Genomic DNA, 15748 nt, shown 5'->3' with positions numbered 1-15748 from the left:
GTCTCGTTGGTCGTCCCGGCCGGACGCGTGGCGCCGGCCGGAACAGAGGTGTCGCCTCAGGCGGCGGGCGCGGTCAGCGAGCCGCCGGCCGACTTGCACTGCTTCACCGTCACATCCTTGAAGCCCTGGCCCTTGCACGCGTTCTGGCCCTTGCACTCGTGGCTGCCGGATTTGCAATCGGACTGGCCCTTGCAGCTGTTGATGCCATAGCAGGCGACGAGCTTGGCATCGCCCTTGGTAGCGGCGCTGGCGGTGACCGGGACGCTGGCGGCGGCGACGGCGAGCAGCGCGGCGGTGGCGGCGAAACCGGTGACGGTACGGGTAGCGATCATGGACGTTCCTCGGTGATGGACGGATGCCGAATTGGCGGCAGGTACTTCGGCGCAAGCGTCGCCGCGGTTACAGCGCGATGCGACGATCATGCGATGCGCAGCAGCCGGTCCAGCGATACGCGGCCGGCACCGCGGGCGATCAGGTACGCCAGCAGCGCGGCCCAGCTCAGGTGCGTGGGCCAGGCATCGGGATAGACGAAGATCTCGATCACCGCGGTCATGCCCAGCAACGCCAGCGCCGACAGCCGCGTGCACAGGCCCAATACCAGCAGCAACGGGAACAGGTGCTCCGAGTAGGCGGCCAGGTGCGCGGCCAGTTCCGGCGCAAGCAGCGGCACGCGGTAGTCCTCGCGAAACAGCGCGTAGGTGCTGTCGGTGATGGTCAGCACGCCGCTGACCTTGGTACGTCCGGACAGGAAGAAGATCGCGGCGATCGACAGCCGGAACAGCAGTGCCAGCGCGGAGTGGCCGACCCGCTGCGACAGCGCGGCGGCGAGACGATTCCACGCTGCGCGCGGGTCCGAAGAAGCGAGAGGGGGCGTCATGGAATTCCTTGCGTGGAAGAAAGGTCGAGGGAAGAAAACGCGCCGGCGCGCAGCAGCGTCGCGAACGTGTCCGCCAAGGCCAGCGCCGGCTCGGCCTGCTGCGCCTGCGCTGCGGCGGCCTGCAGCGTGGCGCCGCCGCGGCAGGCCTCCAGCAGCGCGCAACCGCCCAGGCCCAGCGCCTGCCGATGCACCTGGCCGCCGTGCCGCAGCAGCAGCGCGCCTTCGCCGCGCAACGCAAGTTCGGGCACGGGCGCCGCATCGCGCTGCGCGCACCAGATCGCGTACACCGGCAGCGCCTCGAACCAATGCCAGCGCGCGCTCGGATGCACGGCCATGCGCGCGCCGGCCAGTTGTTCGCGCGGCAAGGCGGCCACGGCCTGCGGATCGAGTACCGCGGCATCGGCCGCGACATGCGCCTCGCGCCAGCTGCGATCCAGTTGCGCCACGCCCGGCAGGTAGGGCAGTTGCCGGGCCTCGGGAAGCGCGGCGAGAAACGCATCGAAGTCGTCGCCGTAGTTCAAAAGGCGCACATCGTCGGGTGGGCAGCGCCGGGCATAGGCACGCGCCGCCTCCTCGAACCATGCCGCGCCCACCAGCCGCTGCACGCTCGGAAAATTCGCCTGCAGCGCGTCGATGCAGGCACGCAGCACGGTGTTGCGATAGATGCGGAATCCCGGTTGCGCCGCCAGGCCGCCGGCGTCGCCATCGCCGTACAGCGCGCGCGCGAACCCGTCCTGGAACTGCGCCAACGCATTCATGCCGCCCACCGCCGACGCGTCGCGGCCCGCTCCAGCAGCCGTTGCGCGCGATCGCGCTCCAGCAGCAGCGCCTCGAACGCGGGCACGTCGCCATCGCGCTCGATCAACGTCGGCCGCGGCCCGGCGAGGTCCAGGAAATGCGCGTACAGGTCCCAGACCGCGTCGTCCACCGGCGCATCGTGCGAATCGATCAGCAGGGTCCGCTCGTCCGCCGCATCCTCGGCATGGCCGGCCACATGCACTTCCACCACCGCATCGGCAGGGAAGGCGTGCAGATAGGCGTAGGCGTCGAAACCGAGGTTGTGCGCGCTGACATGGACATTGTTGATGTCCAGCAATAGCCGGCAGCCGCTGCGGCGCACCAGTTCGGCCAGGAACTCCGGTTCGCTCCACGCGTGCCCGGGCAGCGCCAGGTAATGGCTCGGGTTCTCGATCGCCAGGGGGCGGCCGAGCGCCTCCTGTGCCTGCTGGACATTGCTCACCACGCGCGCCAGCGCCGCGGCGCTGCGCGGTACCGGCAACAGGTCCGGATGGTAGCGGCCGCGCCAGACCGACCAGGCCAGGTGCTCGGACACCTGCCACGGCCGGACCCGCTCGGCGAGCGCGGCCAGACGGCGCAGGTGCCGCGCGTCCGGATCGGCATCGGCCGCCAGCGACAGCGATACGCCGTGCAGCGACAGCGGGTGGCGCGCGGCGATCGCCTCGAGCCAGGCCAGCCGCGGCCCGCCCTGGACCAGATAGTTCTCCGGGTGCACCTCGAACCACAGCCCTGGCGCAGTGCAATCCAGCGCCTGCGCGTAGTGCTGCGGCTTCAGGCCGATGCCGGCGCCGAGCTGCATGGCCGCGGCGCCGCGCTCAGGCGCCGACCGGGGTCAGCGTGCCATGGCCCTTCGGCGTCTTGATGCCGACGCAGGTGCCGGCCGGCACGTTCTTCCAGGCGTTGCCTTGGTAGTCGCGCTTCGACGTGCCCGCGCAACTGGTCCCCGCGCCGGCCTTGCAATCGTTCTGGCCGGCCTTGGCGATGCCGTAGCACTTCTCCATCGGCTTGGGCTGGGAAGCGGGATCGGCGCCCTGAGCCATCGCGGCTCCGGCGACGAGAGCGGCCAGGGTCAGGGCCGCCGTTGCAGCGTTGCGTACGTTCATGGGAATGCTCCTGCGGAAAAGGGAAGGGACGGACCGGGCCGAGAGTGCACGCGGTGGCCGGAACCCTTCTGCATTCGCGGCGAACGCCGCCGCGGTTACAGCCGGTCGCCGATGCGGGTGAAAAAGAAAGCGGCGGCGGCTGTAACCGCCGCCGCGGATGCGGCGAACTACCGCTGACATGACCACAGACGGGGAAGCAACCGTGAACAGCCAGATGCCGGTGGCGGCCGTGGACGGACGGGCTGCGCCTGCAGCGCGATCCGTCGCGGCGGCGGGCGCGTGCGTTGCCCGCCTTGCACGACCGGCTGCGGCGCCTGGCGCTGCCTGGTGGCGGCAGCGATGACGGGCGGGCACGGGGGGACGGTCCTGCGGCCAGGACAGCGCCGTCGTATCCTGCCTGTCCGGCGTCCGCCAGGCCGCCCTGGAGAACGCCGCATGTCCGTCCTCCGCCGTTCCCGCCGCGTCCCTCGCCCGGCCGCCGGCCGCGTGGCGCAATGAGCCGCCTGGACGGGCTGCAGGCGGTGGAGGTGCGTCTGCGCCTGTTGTTCGTGGCCGGCCTGGATGGCGACGCGCGCGACTACCGCGCCTTCCTCGACGAGCTCAGCGCCCACTTGCGCGGCTTCCTGCGCCGACGCCTGACCCACGCGCCCGATGACGTGGAGGACATCTTGCAAGAGACCCTGCTGGCCATCCACAACAGCCGCCACACCTACCGCCGCGGCGAACCGTTGACCGCGTGGGTATATGCGGTCGCCCGGTACAAGCTGCTGGACTTCTACCGGGCGCACGCGCGCAAGCGTCCGCTGCAGCTGCCGCTGGATGCCGCCGACGACCTGTTCGCGCATGCGGACGACGCTCCGGCGCACGCCCGCCATGAGATCGGCCGGCTGCTGGAGCAATTGCCGGACCGGCACCGCCTGCCGATCGTGCACGTGAAGCTGCAAGGCCTGTCGGTCAGCGAGACCGCCAGGCTGACCGGCATGTCCGAATCGGCGGTCAAGATCGGCGTGCATCGCGGACTCAAGGCGCTGGCGCTGAAGATCAGGAGTACGACATGAAGACCGATGAGCTGATCGCGCTGCTGGCGCAGGAACCGCTGCGCGTGGACCGGCATGTCTCCGCCCGGCGGTTCGCGCTGGCACTGCCGTGCGGGATGCTGGGGGCGCTGCTGCTGGCGGCGGCGGTGTTCGGTGTCCGCCCGGACCTGGCCGCGGCGGCCGTCGATCCGGAGTTCTGGGCGAAGCTGGGCTTCGCCGCCTGCATGGCCGCCGGCGCCGGCCTGGCGACCTGGCGCCTGGCCACGCCGGGGCGGCGGGTCGGCGCAGCCGCCGTCGCGATCGGCGTCCCGGTCGCAACGGTGTGGATCGCCGCCATCGCCGCGCTGTGGACGGCACCGGCGGACCTGCGCCTGCCGTTGCTGCAGGGCCAGAGTTGGCACAGTTGTCCGTTCAACATCGCGCTGCTGTCGATTCCGACCTTCGCCAGCGTGTTCTGGGCCTTGCGCGGACTGGCGCCGACCCGCCTGCGCGCGGCCGGCGCCGCTGGCGGGCTGCTCGGCGGCGCGCTGGCGACCATGGCCTATTGCCTCCATTGCCCGGAGATGGCGGTCCCGTTCTGGGCACTCTGGTACGCGCTGGGGATGGCGCTGCCGACCGCGCTCGGCGCCGCGCTCGGCCCGCGCCTGCTGCGCTGGTAGCCGGCGCCGCGTTCGCGCGGCGGCGCCGCCGCGTGCGCCAGCGTGCATGACCTCCGGTCGTGGGCGGTGCAGGCCGATCCCGGTATGCTCGCGCCGGCTCCGCCCTCTCCTTCCACGACGCCGCATCCATGACCGCCTTCCGTTCTCCGCGCCTGCTCCTGTCCCTGTCCCTGTTCGGCCTGCTCGCGGCGTGCGGCGGCGAGCCCAAGCCGGCGACGCCGGCACCGGTGGTGGTGGGGCCGGCACCGACCGCCGCGGCCAAGCCGCTGCGCATCGGCATCGCCCTGGGCGGCGGCGCGGCCAAGGGCTTCGCCCATATCGGCGTGATCAAGATGCTGCAGGCCAACGGACTGGAGCCGGTGGTGGTGTCAGGCACCAGCGCCGGCAGCGTGGTCGGCGCGCTGTACGCCAGCGGCATGGACGCGTTCCAGATGCAGCAGGCCGCGGTGGCGCTGGACGAGACCAGCATCCGCGACATGCGCCTGTTCTCCGGCGGCCTGGTGCAGGGCCAGGCCCTGCAGGACTACGTCAACGCCCAACTCAAGAACCGCCCGATCGAAAAGCTCGGCAAGCCCTTCGCCGCGGTGTCCACACGCCTGGAAGACGGCGAGCGCACCGTGTTCGTGCGCGGCAACGCCGGCCAGGCGGTGCGCGCCTCCAGCAGCATTCCCGGGGTGTTCGAGCCGGTGACCATCGGCAAGTTCCATTACGTGGACGGCGGCGTGGTCAGCCCGGTGCCGGTGGACGCCGCGCGCCAGCTCGGCGCCGACTTCGTGGTCGCGGTGGACATCTCCAGCAAGGCCAGCGGCAAGAACCCGGCCGGCATGCTCGGCATCGTCAACCAGTCGATCGCGATCATGGGCCAGCGCCTGGGCCAGCAGGAACTGGCGCGCGCGGACATCGTGATCCGGCCCAAGGTCAACGACATCGGCGCCGCCGATTTCGCCCAGCGCAACGCCGCCATCCTGGAAGGCGAGAAGGCCGCGCTGGCGGCGATGCCGCAGATCAAGGCCAAGCTGGCGCAGCTGCAGCAACAGCGCGCGGCGGCCGCCGCGGCCGCGGCCAAGGCCGCGCAACCGGCGCCGCCGCCGTGCGAACCGCGCTCGCGCCTGGGCCGCCTGATCGGCCGCGACGATCCGTGCAAGGAACAGAAGTGAGCTAACCCCTCCCCCACCGGGAGAGGGGTTGGGGTGAGGGTACGGCGCGAAGCGTCTCGCGGAGTTGGGTACACGAGGCTGCGCCCGTACCCTCATCCGCCCCTTCGGGGCACCTTCCCCCGAAAAGGGGGCCATGGTCCCGAGGGGAGAAGGAAACAAGCGGCTAGCCCCTCTCCCACCGGGAGAGGGGTTGGGGTGAGGGTTCGGCGCGAAGCGGCTCGCGGAGTTGGGTACACGAGGCTGCGCCCGTACCCTCATCCGGCCCTACGGGCCACCTTCTCCCGATGGGAGAAGGAACAGCCACCGCCTTGCCGATCCTCAGTAGCGCCAGCGCAGGGTGAAGCTGACGAAGCGCGGCTCACCGTAGTTCTGGTAGTCCAGGTTGGCCCAGTACTTCTTGTCCAGCGCATTGCGCACCGCCAGCGTCGCGGTCCACTGCGCGCCGAGCTGGTAGTTCGCGTTGAGGTGCACCAGCGTGTACGCGTCCTGCACCACGGTGACCGCGGTCTCGGCGCCGCTGCCGTCGCCGACCGGGCGCGGGATGTTGTAGCCGCGCACCGCGCTCTGCCAGCTGAGCCCGCCGCCGATGCTCAGGCGCTGCCAGGCGCCGGGCAGGCGCAACTGCGTGGACAGCTGCAGGTAGTCCTCGGGCAGGTTGGCGTAGATCGCGTCGGTGGGCGCACGCGTGACCTTGGCGCGGGTGTAGCCGGCGTTGAGGGTCCAGCCCGGGCGCAGCTCGCCGTTGAAGTCCAGTTCCCAGCCGCGGCTCTTGGTGCCGTCGATGCCGATGTAGGCCGAACTGCCGTCCGGCAGCGAAGCCTCGGGCTGGCTCATGTCGCGCACCGCGTAGTTGTCCTGGCGCGCCTCGAACAGTGCGGCGCCGAGCAGCGCGCGGCCGCCGAACAGCGTGGCCTTGAGGCCCGCTTCGCGGTTGGATCCTTGCACCGGCGCCAGCAGGTTGTTGTCCTTGTCCTTGTAGTTTTGCGGATTGAAGATCTCGGTGTAGCTGGCGTAGGCCGAGATGTCCGGAGTGAGCGCGTAGACCAGGCCGACGTATGGCGTGACTTCGTCGCTGACCCGGTAACGCCCGCTGCTGCCGGTGTAGACGCCGCTGGCGTTGAAGTTGTGCGTGCGCGTCGTCCACGAACTGAGCCGCGCACCGGCGATCAGCGACAGCGGCTCGGCCAGGCGCAGGCGCGTGGACGCGTACACGCCGCGCTGGGTGGTGCGGGCCACGCGCGAGGCGCCGGTGCGCGCGTAAGTGATCTCGGAAATGTCGCCGTCCCAGTCGTAGACGTTGGGAATGTAGTAGCAGCGCTCGCGCCCGCACGTTGCCCAGTCGCCGGGATAGCGCAGCGCCAGGGTGGAGGCGGTCGACTGCAGGTCCTGCCAGCTGCCGCCGACGACCAGGTCGTGGTCGCGGCCGAACAGTGGGAACGAACCGGACAGGTATACATCCGCGCCGTCGCGCCTGTCCGTGGTCTCGCCGGCGGCGGCGCGCAGGTAGATGCCGCTGCCGTCGCGCGTGTCCGGATAGCCGCTGCCGTACACGCGCAGGTTGCGCACGTCGCCTTCGGTGCGGGCCAGGTTGACCTTCAGCAGCCAGTCCTCGCCGAAGCGCTGCTCCAGATTGGCGAAGGCGGTATGCGTGTTGCGCTTCCAGTACGCCCATTTCGGCGCCAGGTTGGTCGAGCTAGGCAGGTCGGCGAAGGAACCGTCGGCGGCGAAGTACGGCACCGTGCCCCAGGTCGAGCCGACCGGATCGTTGTCCTGGCGCTGGTAGCCGACGGTCACCGTGGTGGACTCGGTCAGGTCGCCTTCCAGCACCGCCATGCCCGACATCTTCTGCTCGTGGTAATGGTCGTAGTAATAGTCGCGGTCCTGCCAGGCGGCGACGAAGCGGCTGCGGAAGCGGCCATCGTCGGTAAGCGGCGCGGTCACATCGGCCTGGGTGCGGCGGAAGTCCCAGCTGCCGGCGCTGGCCGCGAACGACGCATCGAAGGTCTTGCCGGGGCGCTTGCGCAGCATGTTGACCGTGGCCGAGGGAATCCCCGCGCCGCTGAGCAGGCCGTTGGCGCCGCGGATCACCTCGACCCGGTCGTAGAAGACCATGTCGTATTCCTGGTTGGTGGAGCCGCTGTAGGTGGGCAGGCCGTCGACCTGGAAGTCGGTGATCTGGAAGCCGCGCGCGAAGTACAGCGGGCGCTGCGTGTCGTAGAAGGACACGTTGACGCCGGTGACGTTGCGCAACACGTCGTTGATGCTGAACAGCGATTCCTCTTCCAGCCGCTGCAGCCCGAGCACGCTGACCGACTGCGGCGTCTCCTGCAGCGTCAGCGGCAGGCGCGTGGTGGTCGATGGCTGCGCGCGGGTGGGGCTGCCGTTGACCTCGACCTTGTCCAGCGTGGTGGGCTGGCTGGCGTCGGCCTCGGCGGCGCGCAACGGCACGGCGGCGGCGGACAGGATGGACAGCAGGGCGAGGTGCAGCAGGTGGCGCGGAGCGGAGCGGGTCATGGAATCGGCGTCGTCGTTGGGCGGCGGCACCAGCGCTGGCGCACCACCGGGAAAGGGAGAGGAAACGGACGGGCGCAGACGGGCTCCACGGCACGGATATCCGGCATGGCTGGCCCAAGGACGGGGCTGGCGGGATCGAGCGGGAGGCGCTGGCCGGTTGCGGCCGTCGTAGACGCAAATGTAAATCGTTAGCAACAACTTAACAAGCGCTGTCACACTTCGGCACGCATCCGCCGTTGCCCGGGCGGCCCGGACACAGGCTCAGCCGCGCGGCAGCGGCAGGCCGGCGAAGTCCTTGACCGTGCGCAGCACGAAGCTGGAGTTGACGTCGGCCACGCCGGCGGCGTTGAGCAGCTTGTCCAGCAGGAATGCGGAGAAATGCGTCAGGTCGCGCACGTACACGTGCAGCAGGTAGTCCATGTCGCCGGTCAGCGCGTGGCAGGCGACGACCTCGTCCCAGCCCTGCACGCTGTCGGCGAAATGGGCGATGCCGGTTTGCCCGTGCTTTTCCAGCTGCACACGCACGAACGCCTGCAGACCCAGACCGATCGCGCCGGGCACCAGCCGTGCGGCATAGCCGGCAACCACACCGTCTGCCTCCAGCCGCTGCACCCGGCGCAGGCAGGCCGACGGCGACAGGTTCACCTGCGCGGCCAGGTCGGCGTTGCTGGCCCGGCCCTGCCGTTGCAGGAGCGCCAGCAAGCGCAGGTCGGTGCGGTCGAACAGGGCCGATTCGGTCATTTATTGCTCTGCAGCATGGGTTCGCTGCAACAATCTTGCGCGCAACCGCTGGAATCGCGCAACTTCGCAAGCTCATTGCGTGGCCTGGCGCCTACCATCGTCGGTATCCCCTTCCGGAGCCGCCGCCCATGGACACCGCACCGCGCCGCGTCGAACACCAGCAGACCGACAAGGGCTACGTGCCGGTCTACACCACCGCCGTGGTCGCGCAGCCGTGGGACAGCTACAGCGCCGACGACCACGCCACCTGGGGCACGCTGTACCAGCGCCAGCGCGAATTGCTGGTCGGCCGCGCCTGCGACGAATTCCTGCAGGCGCAGGACGCGATGGGCATGAGTCCGCAGGCGATCCCGCGCTTCGAACAGCTCAACGAAGTGCTGGGCGCCGCCACCGGCTGGACCCTGGTTGGGGTCGAAGGCCTGCTGCCGGAACTGGATTTCTTCGACCACCTGGCCAACCGCCGCTTCCCGGTGACCTGGTGGATCCGCCGCCCCGAGCAGATCGACTACATCGCCGAGCCGGACCTGTTCCACGACCTGTTCGGCCACGTGCCGCTGTTGATGAATCCGCTGTTCGCCGACTACATGCAGGCCTACGGCCGCGGCGGGGTGAAGGCGCACGGCATCGGTCCGGACGCGCTGCAGAACCTCACCCGCCTGTACTGGTACACGGTGGAATTCGGACTGATCGCCAGCGCCGACGGCCTGCGCATCTTCGGTGCCGGCATCGTCTCGTCCAAGGGCGAATCACTGTACGCGCTGGAATCGGCCGCGCCCAACCGCATCGGCTTCGACCTGGCGCGGATCATGCGCACCCGCTACCGCATCGACACCTTCCAGAAGACCTACTTCGTCATCGACAGCTTCGAACAGCTGATGCAGGCGACCGCGCCGGACTTCACTCCGCTCTATGCGCAGCTGAGCCGGCAGGAGCACATCGCCGCTGGCGACGTGCAGGCCGAGGACCGCGTTTACCAGCGCGGTACCGGCGAGGGCTGGAGCCGCGACGGCGACGTGTAGCGTGGTGGCAAGGCCGTCGTTGCTAGCGGATTACGGACCTGACGGCGCACAGCGCACATGGGAGCATGCGATGAAGATGAAGCAGTGGATGCTGTTGCTGGCATTGGCGTTGGCGATACCGGCTTGGGCCACCTCGATCGTGCCGATGTCGCTGGATGCGTTACTCGGCAAGACCGACCACGTCCTGGTCGCCACAATCACCGCCGTGGACATGGTCGACGGACAAGGCAAGCCGGTGACCGATCCGCAGGCGCGCACCGGCCCCGGTAGCCCAAACCAGATCCGCTACCGCCTGCGCATCGATCGGATCGTCGCGTCCGAGGCCACCAACGTGCCGGCGACGCTGGTGGTCCCCGAGTGGCAGATGTGGCACTACAGCCTTGGCGTGATACAGCGGAGCGCTACCGGCACGCAGCGCGTCTTTTTCCTGCGCGGGCCGGACTTCCAGCCGGCCGACGAGGCCCAGTTCAGCTATCCAGCCGACGCGGACGTGCTGCAAGACCTGTTGAACGACACCCTCTAGCGAGCACGGCACGCCCGCGCTGGCGCCTGCAGCGCATCGATGACGCCACACTCGCACTCAACGCGGCGTGGCCGTCGGATAGGCCAGCAGCACCACAAGGTCCTCCTCCCCCACCTGCTGCAGCGCATGCGTGCTGCCCGGCCGCGTCAGCAGCGCGTGGCCGGGACCGACGGCATACTGCTTGCCGTCCAGCGCGTACAGGCCGCGGCCGCTGACGATGTAGTAGATCTCGTCCTTGTCGTGCAGGTGCAGGCCGATGCCGGCGCCCTTGTGCAGCACGCGCTTGCGCAGCACGAAGGCCAGGCCGGGGGCGTCGGCGAAGAACGGATAGGCAGTGGTTTCGCCTGGCCCGCCGTGCGGGCCGGGTTGCGTGCGGGCGAGCTCGCGTTCCTGCAGCACCTGCGATGTCGACGACGTCGATTGCGCGACCGGCGAATGCGGCGGCGGCGCCGCCGCGCTGCCGGCCGGCATCCCGCAGTCGATGTCGCGGCGCAGCTGCGCCTTCAACGTCGGCTGCAACGCCGCCCAGTCGCGCACCACCAGGCAGGCCACCGCGGCCGCGCCGGCGTGGCTGAAATGGGTGCCGTCGGCCTTGCCCTGTTCCGGCACGAACAGGAAATACGGCCTGGCCGCCTGCTCGCCCAGCGCGCGGATCCAGGCGCTGCTGCTGGCGTTGAGATCGATCAGCGCCACCTGCTGCTCGGCGGCCAGGCGCTGCATCGCCTGGGTGTACAGCCCGTGGGTGTCGAGCAGGGAACCGAAGTCGTACAGCAGGCGCGCGGCGGGGGTGAGCAGGATCGGCGTGGCGCCCTTGTCGCGGGCCAGCGCCACGTAGCGCGCCAGGAACTGCGGATAGGCCTGCTGCGGATCGTCGTAGCGACTGGGGTCTTCGACCTTGGCGTCGTTGTGCCCGAACTGGATCAGCAGCACGTCGCCGCGACGCAGGTCCTTGGCGATCGCGTCGAGGCGGCCCTCGGCGATGAAGCTGCGCGCGCTGCGCCCGCCCTTGGCGTGGTTGCGCACCTGCCAGGCGGCCGGATCCAGATAGCTCTGCAGCGCCTGGCCCCAGCCGGCCTGCGGCGCGCGCTCGGGGCCGTAGTCGGCCGCGGTGGAATCGCCGGCGATGAACACGCGCTGCGGCGCTGCGCAGGCGCTATCTGCGCAGAGCAACAGCAAGACGGACAAGAGCAGGCGCATGGTGGGCTCCGGTGCGCGGTGTCCGCGCTTGCGCCGCCGCCGCTGTCACGGCGAGCGGGGCGAGGCAGTAGGGAAGCACGGTGCGGGTCGCTCGAACCGCCGGCCCTCACCCCCCAGCCCCTCTCCCGCGGGAGAGGGGCTTGATGCGGTCAGGCCGCGGCGGCTTCCGGCTTGCCCAGCACGCCGGCGACGAAGGCGCGGATCTCCGCGTCCTGCGCGTTGTCGAAGAAGCACTGCTGGAAACGCGCGCCGCCGACCGCCTGCTTGACCAGTTCCGGATCCAGCGCGCGCAGGCCGTCCAGGTAGGACTTGGCGGTGGCCTGCTTGACCTGCGCCAGGATGCCGGCGTTGGCCTGCTGCGATTCGCGGCGCTCGGCCGGATAGCCCATGCCGCGTTCGCCGCTGAAGGCCTTCTCGAAGATGTAGCGCACGTTGATCTCCGCGCCCCAGCCGTAGCCCTTGGCGAAGGCCAGCGCCAGCGCGTTGCCGTTGTTGACCTGGGCGAACAGGTAGGCGTCGGTCGGCTCGATGCAGTAGCCGCAGAACACGCCCGGGTAGGCGTTGAGCGACATCATCGCGCCCTGGCCGGTGCCGCAGCCGGCGACGACGAAATCGACCGCCTTCGAATTCAGCAGCAGGCTGGCGACGATGCCCAGGTGGATGTAGGTCAGGCGGTGATCGTTGTCGCCGTCCATGCCGACGTTGAACACGCTGTGGCCCTGTTCGCCGGCCACGTCGGTGAGCTGCTGCAGGATCACCGGGTTCTTGCCGGCCTGACTGAACTCGTTCATTAGTGCGATTTTCATGGGTGTCTCCGATTGCGGGGGAAGAGTGTTGCGTGTGATCGATGCGGTGCCTGCGGTGCCGACCTTCATTTGCATCTGGTTGGTATGCGTGCGGGCCGACCCTCATCCGCCCTGCGGGCACCTTCTCCCAAAAAGGGGGCCATGGTCCCGCAGGGAGAAGGGAGGAGCGTCGGCTGCGGCGGTATGTGCTTGGCTCAGCGCGCCAGCCAGCCGCCGTCGACCGGGATGACGGTGCCGTTGACGTAGTCCGAGGCACTGCTGGCCAGGAACACCGCGGTGCCGCCCAGGTCTTCCGGCACGCCCCAGCGCCCGGCCGGGATGCGTTCCAGGATCGACTGGTTGCGCGCGGCGTCGGCGCGCAGCTGCGCGGTGTTGTCGGTGGCCATGTAGCCGGGCGCGATGGCGTTGATGTTCAGGCCCTTGGCGCCCCATTCGTTCGCCAGCAGGCGGGTGATGCCGGCGATGCCGGACTTGCTGGCGGTGTACGAGGGCACGCGGATGCCGCCCTGGAACGACAGCATCGAGGCGATGTTGATGATCTTGCCGCTGCCCTGGGCGATGAAGTGGCGGCCGGCGGCCTGCGACATGAAGAACGCGGACTTGATGTTCACGTTCATCACGTCGTCCCAGTCCTGCTCGCTGAAATCCACCGCGTCGGCGCGGCGGATCAGGCCGGCGTTGTTGACCAGGATGTCGAGGCGGCCGAGGCCGGCCAGGGTCTCGTCGAGCACGCGCTGCACCGGCTCGATGCTGATCAGGTTGGCCTCGATCGCGACGAAGCGGCGACCCAGCGCCTTGACCTTTTCCTCGGTCTCGGTGGGCGCCTGGATGCCGGCGGCGGCGATGTCGGCGCCGGCCTGCGCCAGCGCCAGCGCGATGCCCTGGCCGAGGCCGGTGTTGGCGCCGGTGACCAGTGCGACCTTGCCTTCGAGACTGAACGGATTCGTCATTGCGGGTGCTCCTAGAGTGATGCGGATACGGTGGCGGGCGGCGGCGCAGGTGGCGCGCGCGGCGGCTTACTTGAGCTGGCAGATGTCCAGCACGTGCATGTCGGTGTAGTCCAGGTTCTCGCCGCCCATCGCCCAGATGAAGGCGTAGTTGCTGGTGCCGGCGCCCATGTGGATCGACCACGGCGGCGACACCACCGCCTCGTCGTTCTGGATCACGATGTGGCGCTGCGCGTCGGGCTCGCCCATGAAGTGGTAGACGCGGTCGTTGGCGCCCAGGTCGAAGTAGAAATAGACCTCGCTGCGGCGGTCGTGCAGGTGCGGCGGCATGGTGTTCCAGACGCTGCCCGGCTTGAGCACGGTCAGGCCCAGCAGCAGCTGCGAGGACTGGCAGGTGGCCGGCACGATGTACTGGTAGATGGTGCGCTCGTTGCTGGTCTCCAGCGCGCCGCGGTCCAGCGCCACCGCGTCCTTGATCGACAGTTGCTTGGTCTCGAAGCGCGCATGCGCCGGGGTCGAGGCCAGATAGAACCGGGCCGGGTTGGCCGCGTCGTCGGAGGCGAAGCTGACCTCGCTGCTGCCCATCGCCACGTACAGGCCGTCCTTCGGTCCCAGCGCATAGGCGGTGCCGTCCACGGTGACCGTGCCGCTGCCGGCGCCGACGTTGATCACGCCCAGCTCGCGGCGCTCCAGGAACGGGTGGCCGGCGGCCGAGGCCGGTTCGGTCTGCTGCGGCAGCGCCACCGGCTCGCTCACCGGTGCGGCACCGCCGAGCACGAAGCGCTCGTAGTGGGTGTACTTCAGCGTGACCGCGTCGGCGACGAACAGGCCATCGAGCAGGTACAGCTCGCGCAACTGGTCGTTGCTGGCGCCCTTGATGGCGTCGGGATGGGTGGCGTAGTGGGTCTTGCAGTACAGGGACATGGGGATCTCCGGGGCAAGCAGGGACACGCGGCAGCCCGCATGAGGGCATTCTAGCGGCTCTGGTAAACCGGTGTCATTGCGCAGTGCACGAAAGGCTGGGATTCGGGATTGGGGATTCGGGGCCAGCGGCGGAGAGTTTGGAAGCGCAATCGGCGCCGAGCGCCGCTGGCACTGCAGGACACGGCGACATATCGGGCAGGCCGATCTTCTTGGCGACGGTGGCCGCATCCCGTCTGGAGCAAAGCCCCCTTTGGTAAAGGGGGCGCGCCGAAGGCGCGGGGATTGGGCAGGCTCGGCGCCGGGGCCCAAGGTTCTGCAACGCAGAACCTTGGGGGCACCTGCCCGCGCAGCGGACAGTTGCCGCGCTCAGTCTTCCGGCGGCTGGCAGGAGTCGCGCACGATCAGGTGCGGACGCACGCTGGCGATCGCCAGCGCCGGGGTGCCTTCGGGCTGGATCAGCATCGCCGCGGCGGTGCGGCCGGTGTCGCGGGTGTGGCGGCGCACCGAGGTCAGCGACGGCCACAGGCGCGAGGCCAGCGGGCTGTCGTCGTAGCCGATGATCGACAGCTGGCGCGGGATGTTGATGCCGGCGCGCAACGCGACCTTGTACACGCCGGCCGCCATCTCGTCGTTGCCGGTGAAGATCGCGCTCGGGCGCTGCTTGCCGAGCAGCAGTTTCTCGGCCGCGGCCACGCCGGATTCGAAGGTGTAGCCGGCCTCGACGATGCGCTCCGGCGGCAACTCGATGCCGCGCCGGGTCAGCGCGTCGATGAAGCCGGCGGTGCGCTCGTGCGCGGAGCGGTAGGCGCTGGGACCGGTGATCAGCGCGATCTCGCGGTGGCCCAGCGACAGCAGGTAGTCGGCGGCTTCGGCGGCGCCGTCGCGGTCGTGGGTGACCACCATCTGCGAGGTCTCGTCCAGCGGCAGCGAGGCGATGCGGGTGTAGCGCACGCCGATGCCGGCGAGCATGTCGGCCAGCGCCTGGTCTTCCGAGGCGCGCGGCACCAGGATCACGCCATGCAGTTTCTGCTGCTGCACGAAGCGGCGCACGCCCTCGATGTAGCCTGGGCTGCGGCTGTCGCAGGGATGCACCACCAGTTCGAAGCTGGAGCCGCGCAGCGCGTCCAGCGCGCCGTACTGCATGTCCACGATGTACTGCGCGGTCGGGTTGTCGTAGACCATGCCGATCAGGAACGAGCGCCGGAACGCCAGCCCGCGCGCCAGCGGATCCGGCGCGTAGCCGACTTCGCGCATCAGCGCCTCGACCTTCTCGCGCGTGTCCTTGCGCACCAGCGGCGAGTTGTTGATGATCCGCGACACCGTTTTCTTCGAGACCCCGGACAGGCGCGCGATGTCGTTGATCGTCGCGGCCTTGCCGTGGACGGAGGCGTGGACATCGGCGGAAGGGGGTTTGCTCGGCGCCATGGACGGAAAACCGGACGGAAG

General features: G+C 69.7%; 17 protein-coding genes. 5 read left to right on the top strand and 12 right to left on the bottom strand.

Going from position 1 to position 15748, the window contains the following annotated elements; translation table 11 throughout:
• Positions 1–56 precede the first annotated feature (56 nt).
• The 5 genes from HDC36_RS19125 to HDC36_RS19105 form a co-directional block, all read right to left on the bottom strand.
• Positions 57–332, bottom strand: a complete 276-nt coding sequence (locus tag HDC36_RS19125; protein ID WP_179570430.1) for a hypothetical protein — start codon at positions 330–332, stop codon at positions 57–59.
• Positions 333–418: 86 nt separating this feature from the next.
• Positions 419–877 carry a DoxX family protein gene (locus tag HDC36_RS19120; protein WP_179570428.1) on the bottom strand — a complete coding sequence of 153 codons (459 nt, stop codon included), beginning with the start codon at positions 875–877 and terminating at the stop codon, positions 419–421.
• Positions 874–1635 carry a DNA-binding domain-containing protein gene (locus HDC36_RS19115; protein ID WP_179570426.1) on the bottom strand — a complete coding sequence of 254 codons (762 nt, stop codon included), beginning with the start codon at positions 1633–1635 and terminating at the stop codon, positions 874–876. Before HDC36_RS19115 ends, HDC36_RS19120 begins: the two co-directional genes overlap by 4 nt.
• Positions 1632–2474 (bottom strand): DUF692 domain-containing protein, encoded by an 843-nt coding sequence (locus HDC36_RS19110; protein ID WP_179570424.1) that lies wholly within the window; start codon positions 2472–2474, stop codon positions 1632–1634. Before HDC36_RS19110 ends, HDC36_RS19115 begins: the two co-directional genes overlap by 4 nt.
• A gap of 16 nt (positions 2475–2490) precedes the next feature.
• A complete protein-coding gene (locus HDC36_RS19105; RefSeq protein ID WP_179570422.1) occupies positions 2491–2778 on the bottom strand; it encodes a DUF2282 domain-containing protein in 288 nt (95 codons plus the stop codon).
• A 494-nt stretch (positions 2779–3272) separates the two neighbouring features.
• On the opposite strand from HDC36_RS19105, the gene HDC36_RS19100 reads away from it, so the two are divergent.
• The 3 genes from HDC36_RS19100 (at position 3273) to HDC36_RS19090 (ending at position 5631) form a co-directional block, all read left to right on the top strand.
• Positions 3273–3836 (top strand): sigma-70 family RNA polymerase sigma factor, encoded by a 564-nt coding sequence (locus HDC36_RS19100; RefSeq protein ID WP_179570420.1) that lies wholly within the window; start codon positions 3273–3275, stop codon positions 3834–3836.
• On the top strand, positions 3833–4474 hold the full coding sequence (locus tag HDC36_RS19095) for a DUF1109 domain-containing protein (RefSeq protein WP_179570418.1): 642 nt from the start codon (positions 3833–3835) through the stop codon (positions 4472–4474). The genes HDC36_RS19100 and HDC36_RS19095 overlap by 4 nt, the downstream gene beginning before the upstream one ends.
• 128 nt (positions 4475–4602) lie before the next feature.
• Positions 4603–5631, top strand: a complete 1029-nt coding sequence (locus HDC36_RS19090) for a patatin-like phospholipase family protein (protein ID WP_179570416.1) — start codon at positions 4603–4605, stop codon at positions 5629–5631.
• 318 nt (positions 5632–5949) lie between these two features.
• On the opposite strand, the gene HDC36_RS19085 is transcribed toward HDC36_RS19090, so the two are convergent.
• Positions 5950–8145 carry a TonB-dependent siderophore receptor gene (locus tag HDC36_RS19085; RefSeq protein ID WP_179570414.1) on the bottom strand — a complete coding sequence of 732 codons (2196 nt, stop codon included), beginning with the start codon at positions 8143–8145 and terminating at the stop codon, positions 5950–5952.
• A 261-nt stretch (positions 8146–8406) separates the two neighbouring features.
• Positions 8407–8886 (bottom strand): Lrp/AsnC family transcriptional regulator, encoded by a 480-nt coding sequence (locus tag HDC36_RS19080; RefSeq protein WP_179570412.1) that lies wholly within the window; start codon positions 8884–8886, stop codon positions 8407–8409.
• A gap of 128 nt (positions 8887–9014) precedes the next feature.
• Between HDC36_RS19080 and phhA the strand changes: the two genes are divergently transcribed.
• Together phhA and HDC36_RS19070 are read left to right on the top strand one after the other, a co-directional pair.
• Entirely contained in the window at positions 9015–9905 is an 891-nt protein-coding gene (gene phhA, locus HDC36_RS19075; RefSeq protein ID WP_179570410.1) for a phenylalanine 4-monooxygenase, read from the top strand.
• Positions 9906–9975: 70 nt separating this feature from the next.
• Positions 9976–10428, top strand: coding sequence for a hypothetical protein (locus HDC36_RS19070; protein WP_179570408.1), 453 nt, complete (start codon positions 9976–9978; stop codon positions 10426–10428).
• Between the two features lie 57 nt (positions 10429–10485).
• Here HDC36_RS19070 and HDC36_RS19065 read toward each other — a convergent pair whose 3' ends face one another.
• From HDC36_RS19065 to HDC36_RS19045, 5 genes are all read right to left on the bottom strand, one after another.
• Positions 10486–11625, bottom strand: a complete 1140-nt coding sequence (locus HDC36_RS19065) for a GDSL-type esterase/lipase family protein (protein ID WP_179570406.1) — start codon at positions 11623–11625, stop codon at positions 10486–10488.
• A 149-nt stretch (positions 11626–11774) separates the two neighbouring features.
• The gene (locus tag HDC36_RS19060; protein WP_179570404.1) at positions 11775–12431 is read right to left on the bottom strand and encodes an RpiB/LacA/LacB family sugar-phosphate isomerase; all 657 of its coding nucleotides are present in this window, start codon (positions 12429–12431) and stop codon (positions 11775–11777) included.
• Between the two features lie 194 nt (positions 12432–12625).
• On the bottom strand, positions 12626–13381 hold the full coding sequence (gene kduD / locus HDC36_RS19055; protein WP_179570402.1) for a 2-dehydro-3-deoxy-D-gluconate 5-dehydrogenase KduD: 756 nt from the start codon (positions 13379–13381) through the stop codon (positions 12626–12628).
• 66 nt (positions 13382–13447) lie between these two features.
• Positions 13448–14302, bottom strand: a complete 855-nt coding sequence (kduI, locus tag HDC36_RS19050) for a 5-dehydro-4-deoxy-D-glucuronate isomerase (RefSeq protein WP_179570400.1) — start codon at positions 14300–14302, stop codon at positions 13448–13450.
• A gap of 366 nt (positions 14303–14668) precedes the next feature.
• Entirely contained in the window at positions 14669–15727 is a 1059-nt protein-coding gene (locus HDC36_RS19045) for a LacI family DNA-binding transcriptional regulator (RefSeq protein WP_179570398.1), read from the bottom strand.
• Between the last annotated feature and the right edge of the window lie 21 nt (positions 15728–15748).

It is taken from the genome of Xanthomonas sp. JAI131, from assembly GCF_013410075.1.
GTDB lineage: Bacteria > Pseudomonadota > Gammaproteobacteria > Xanthomonadales > Xanthomonadaceae > Xanthomonas_A > Xanthomonas_A bonasiae.
This window is presented reverse-complemented; position numbering and strand designations above follow the sequence as displayed.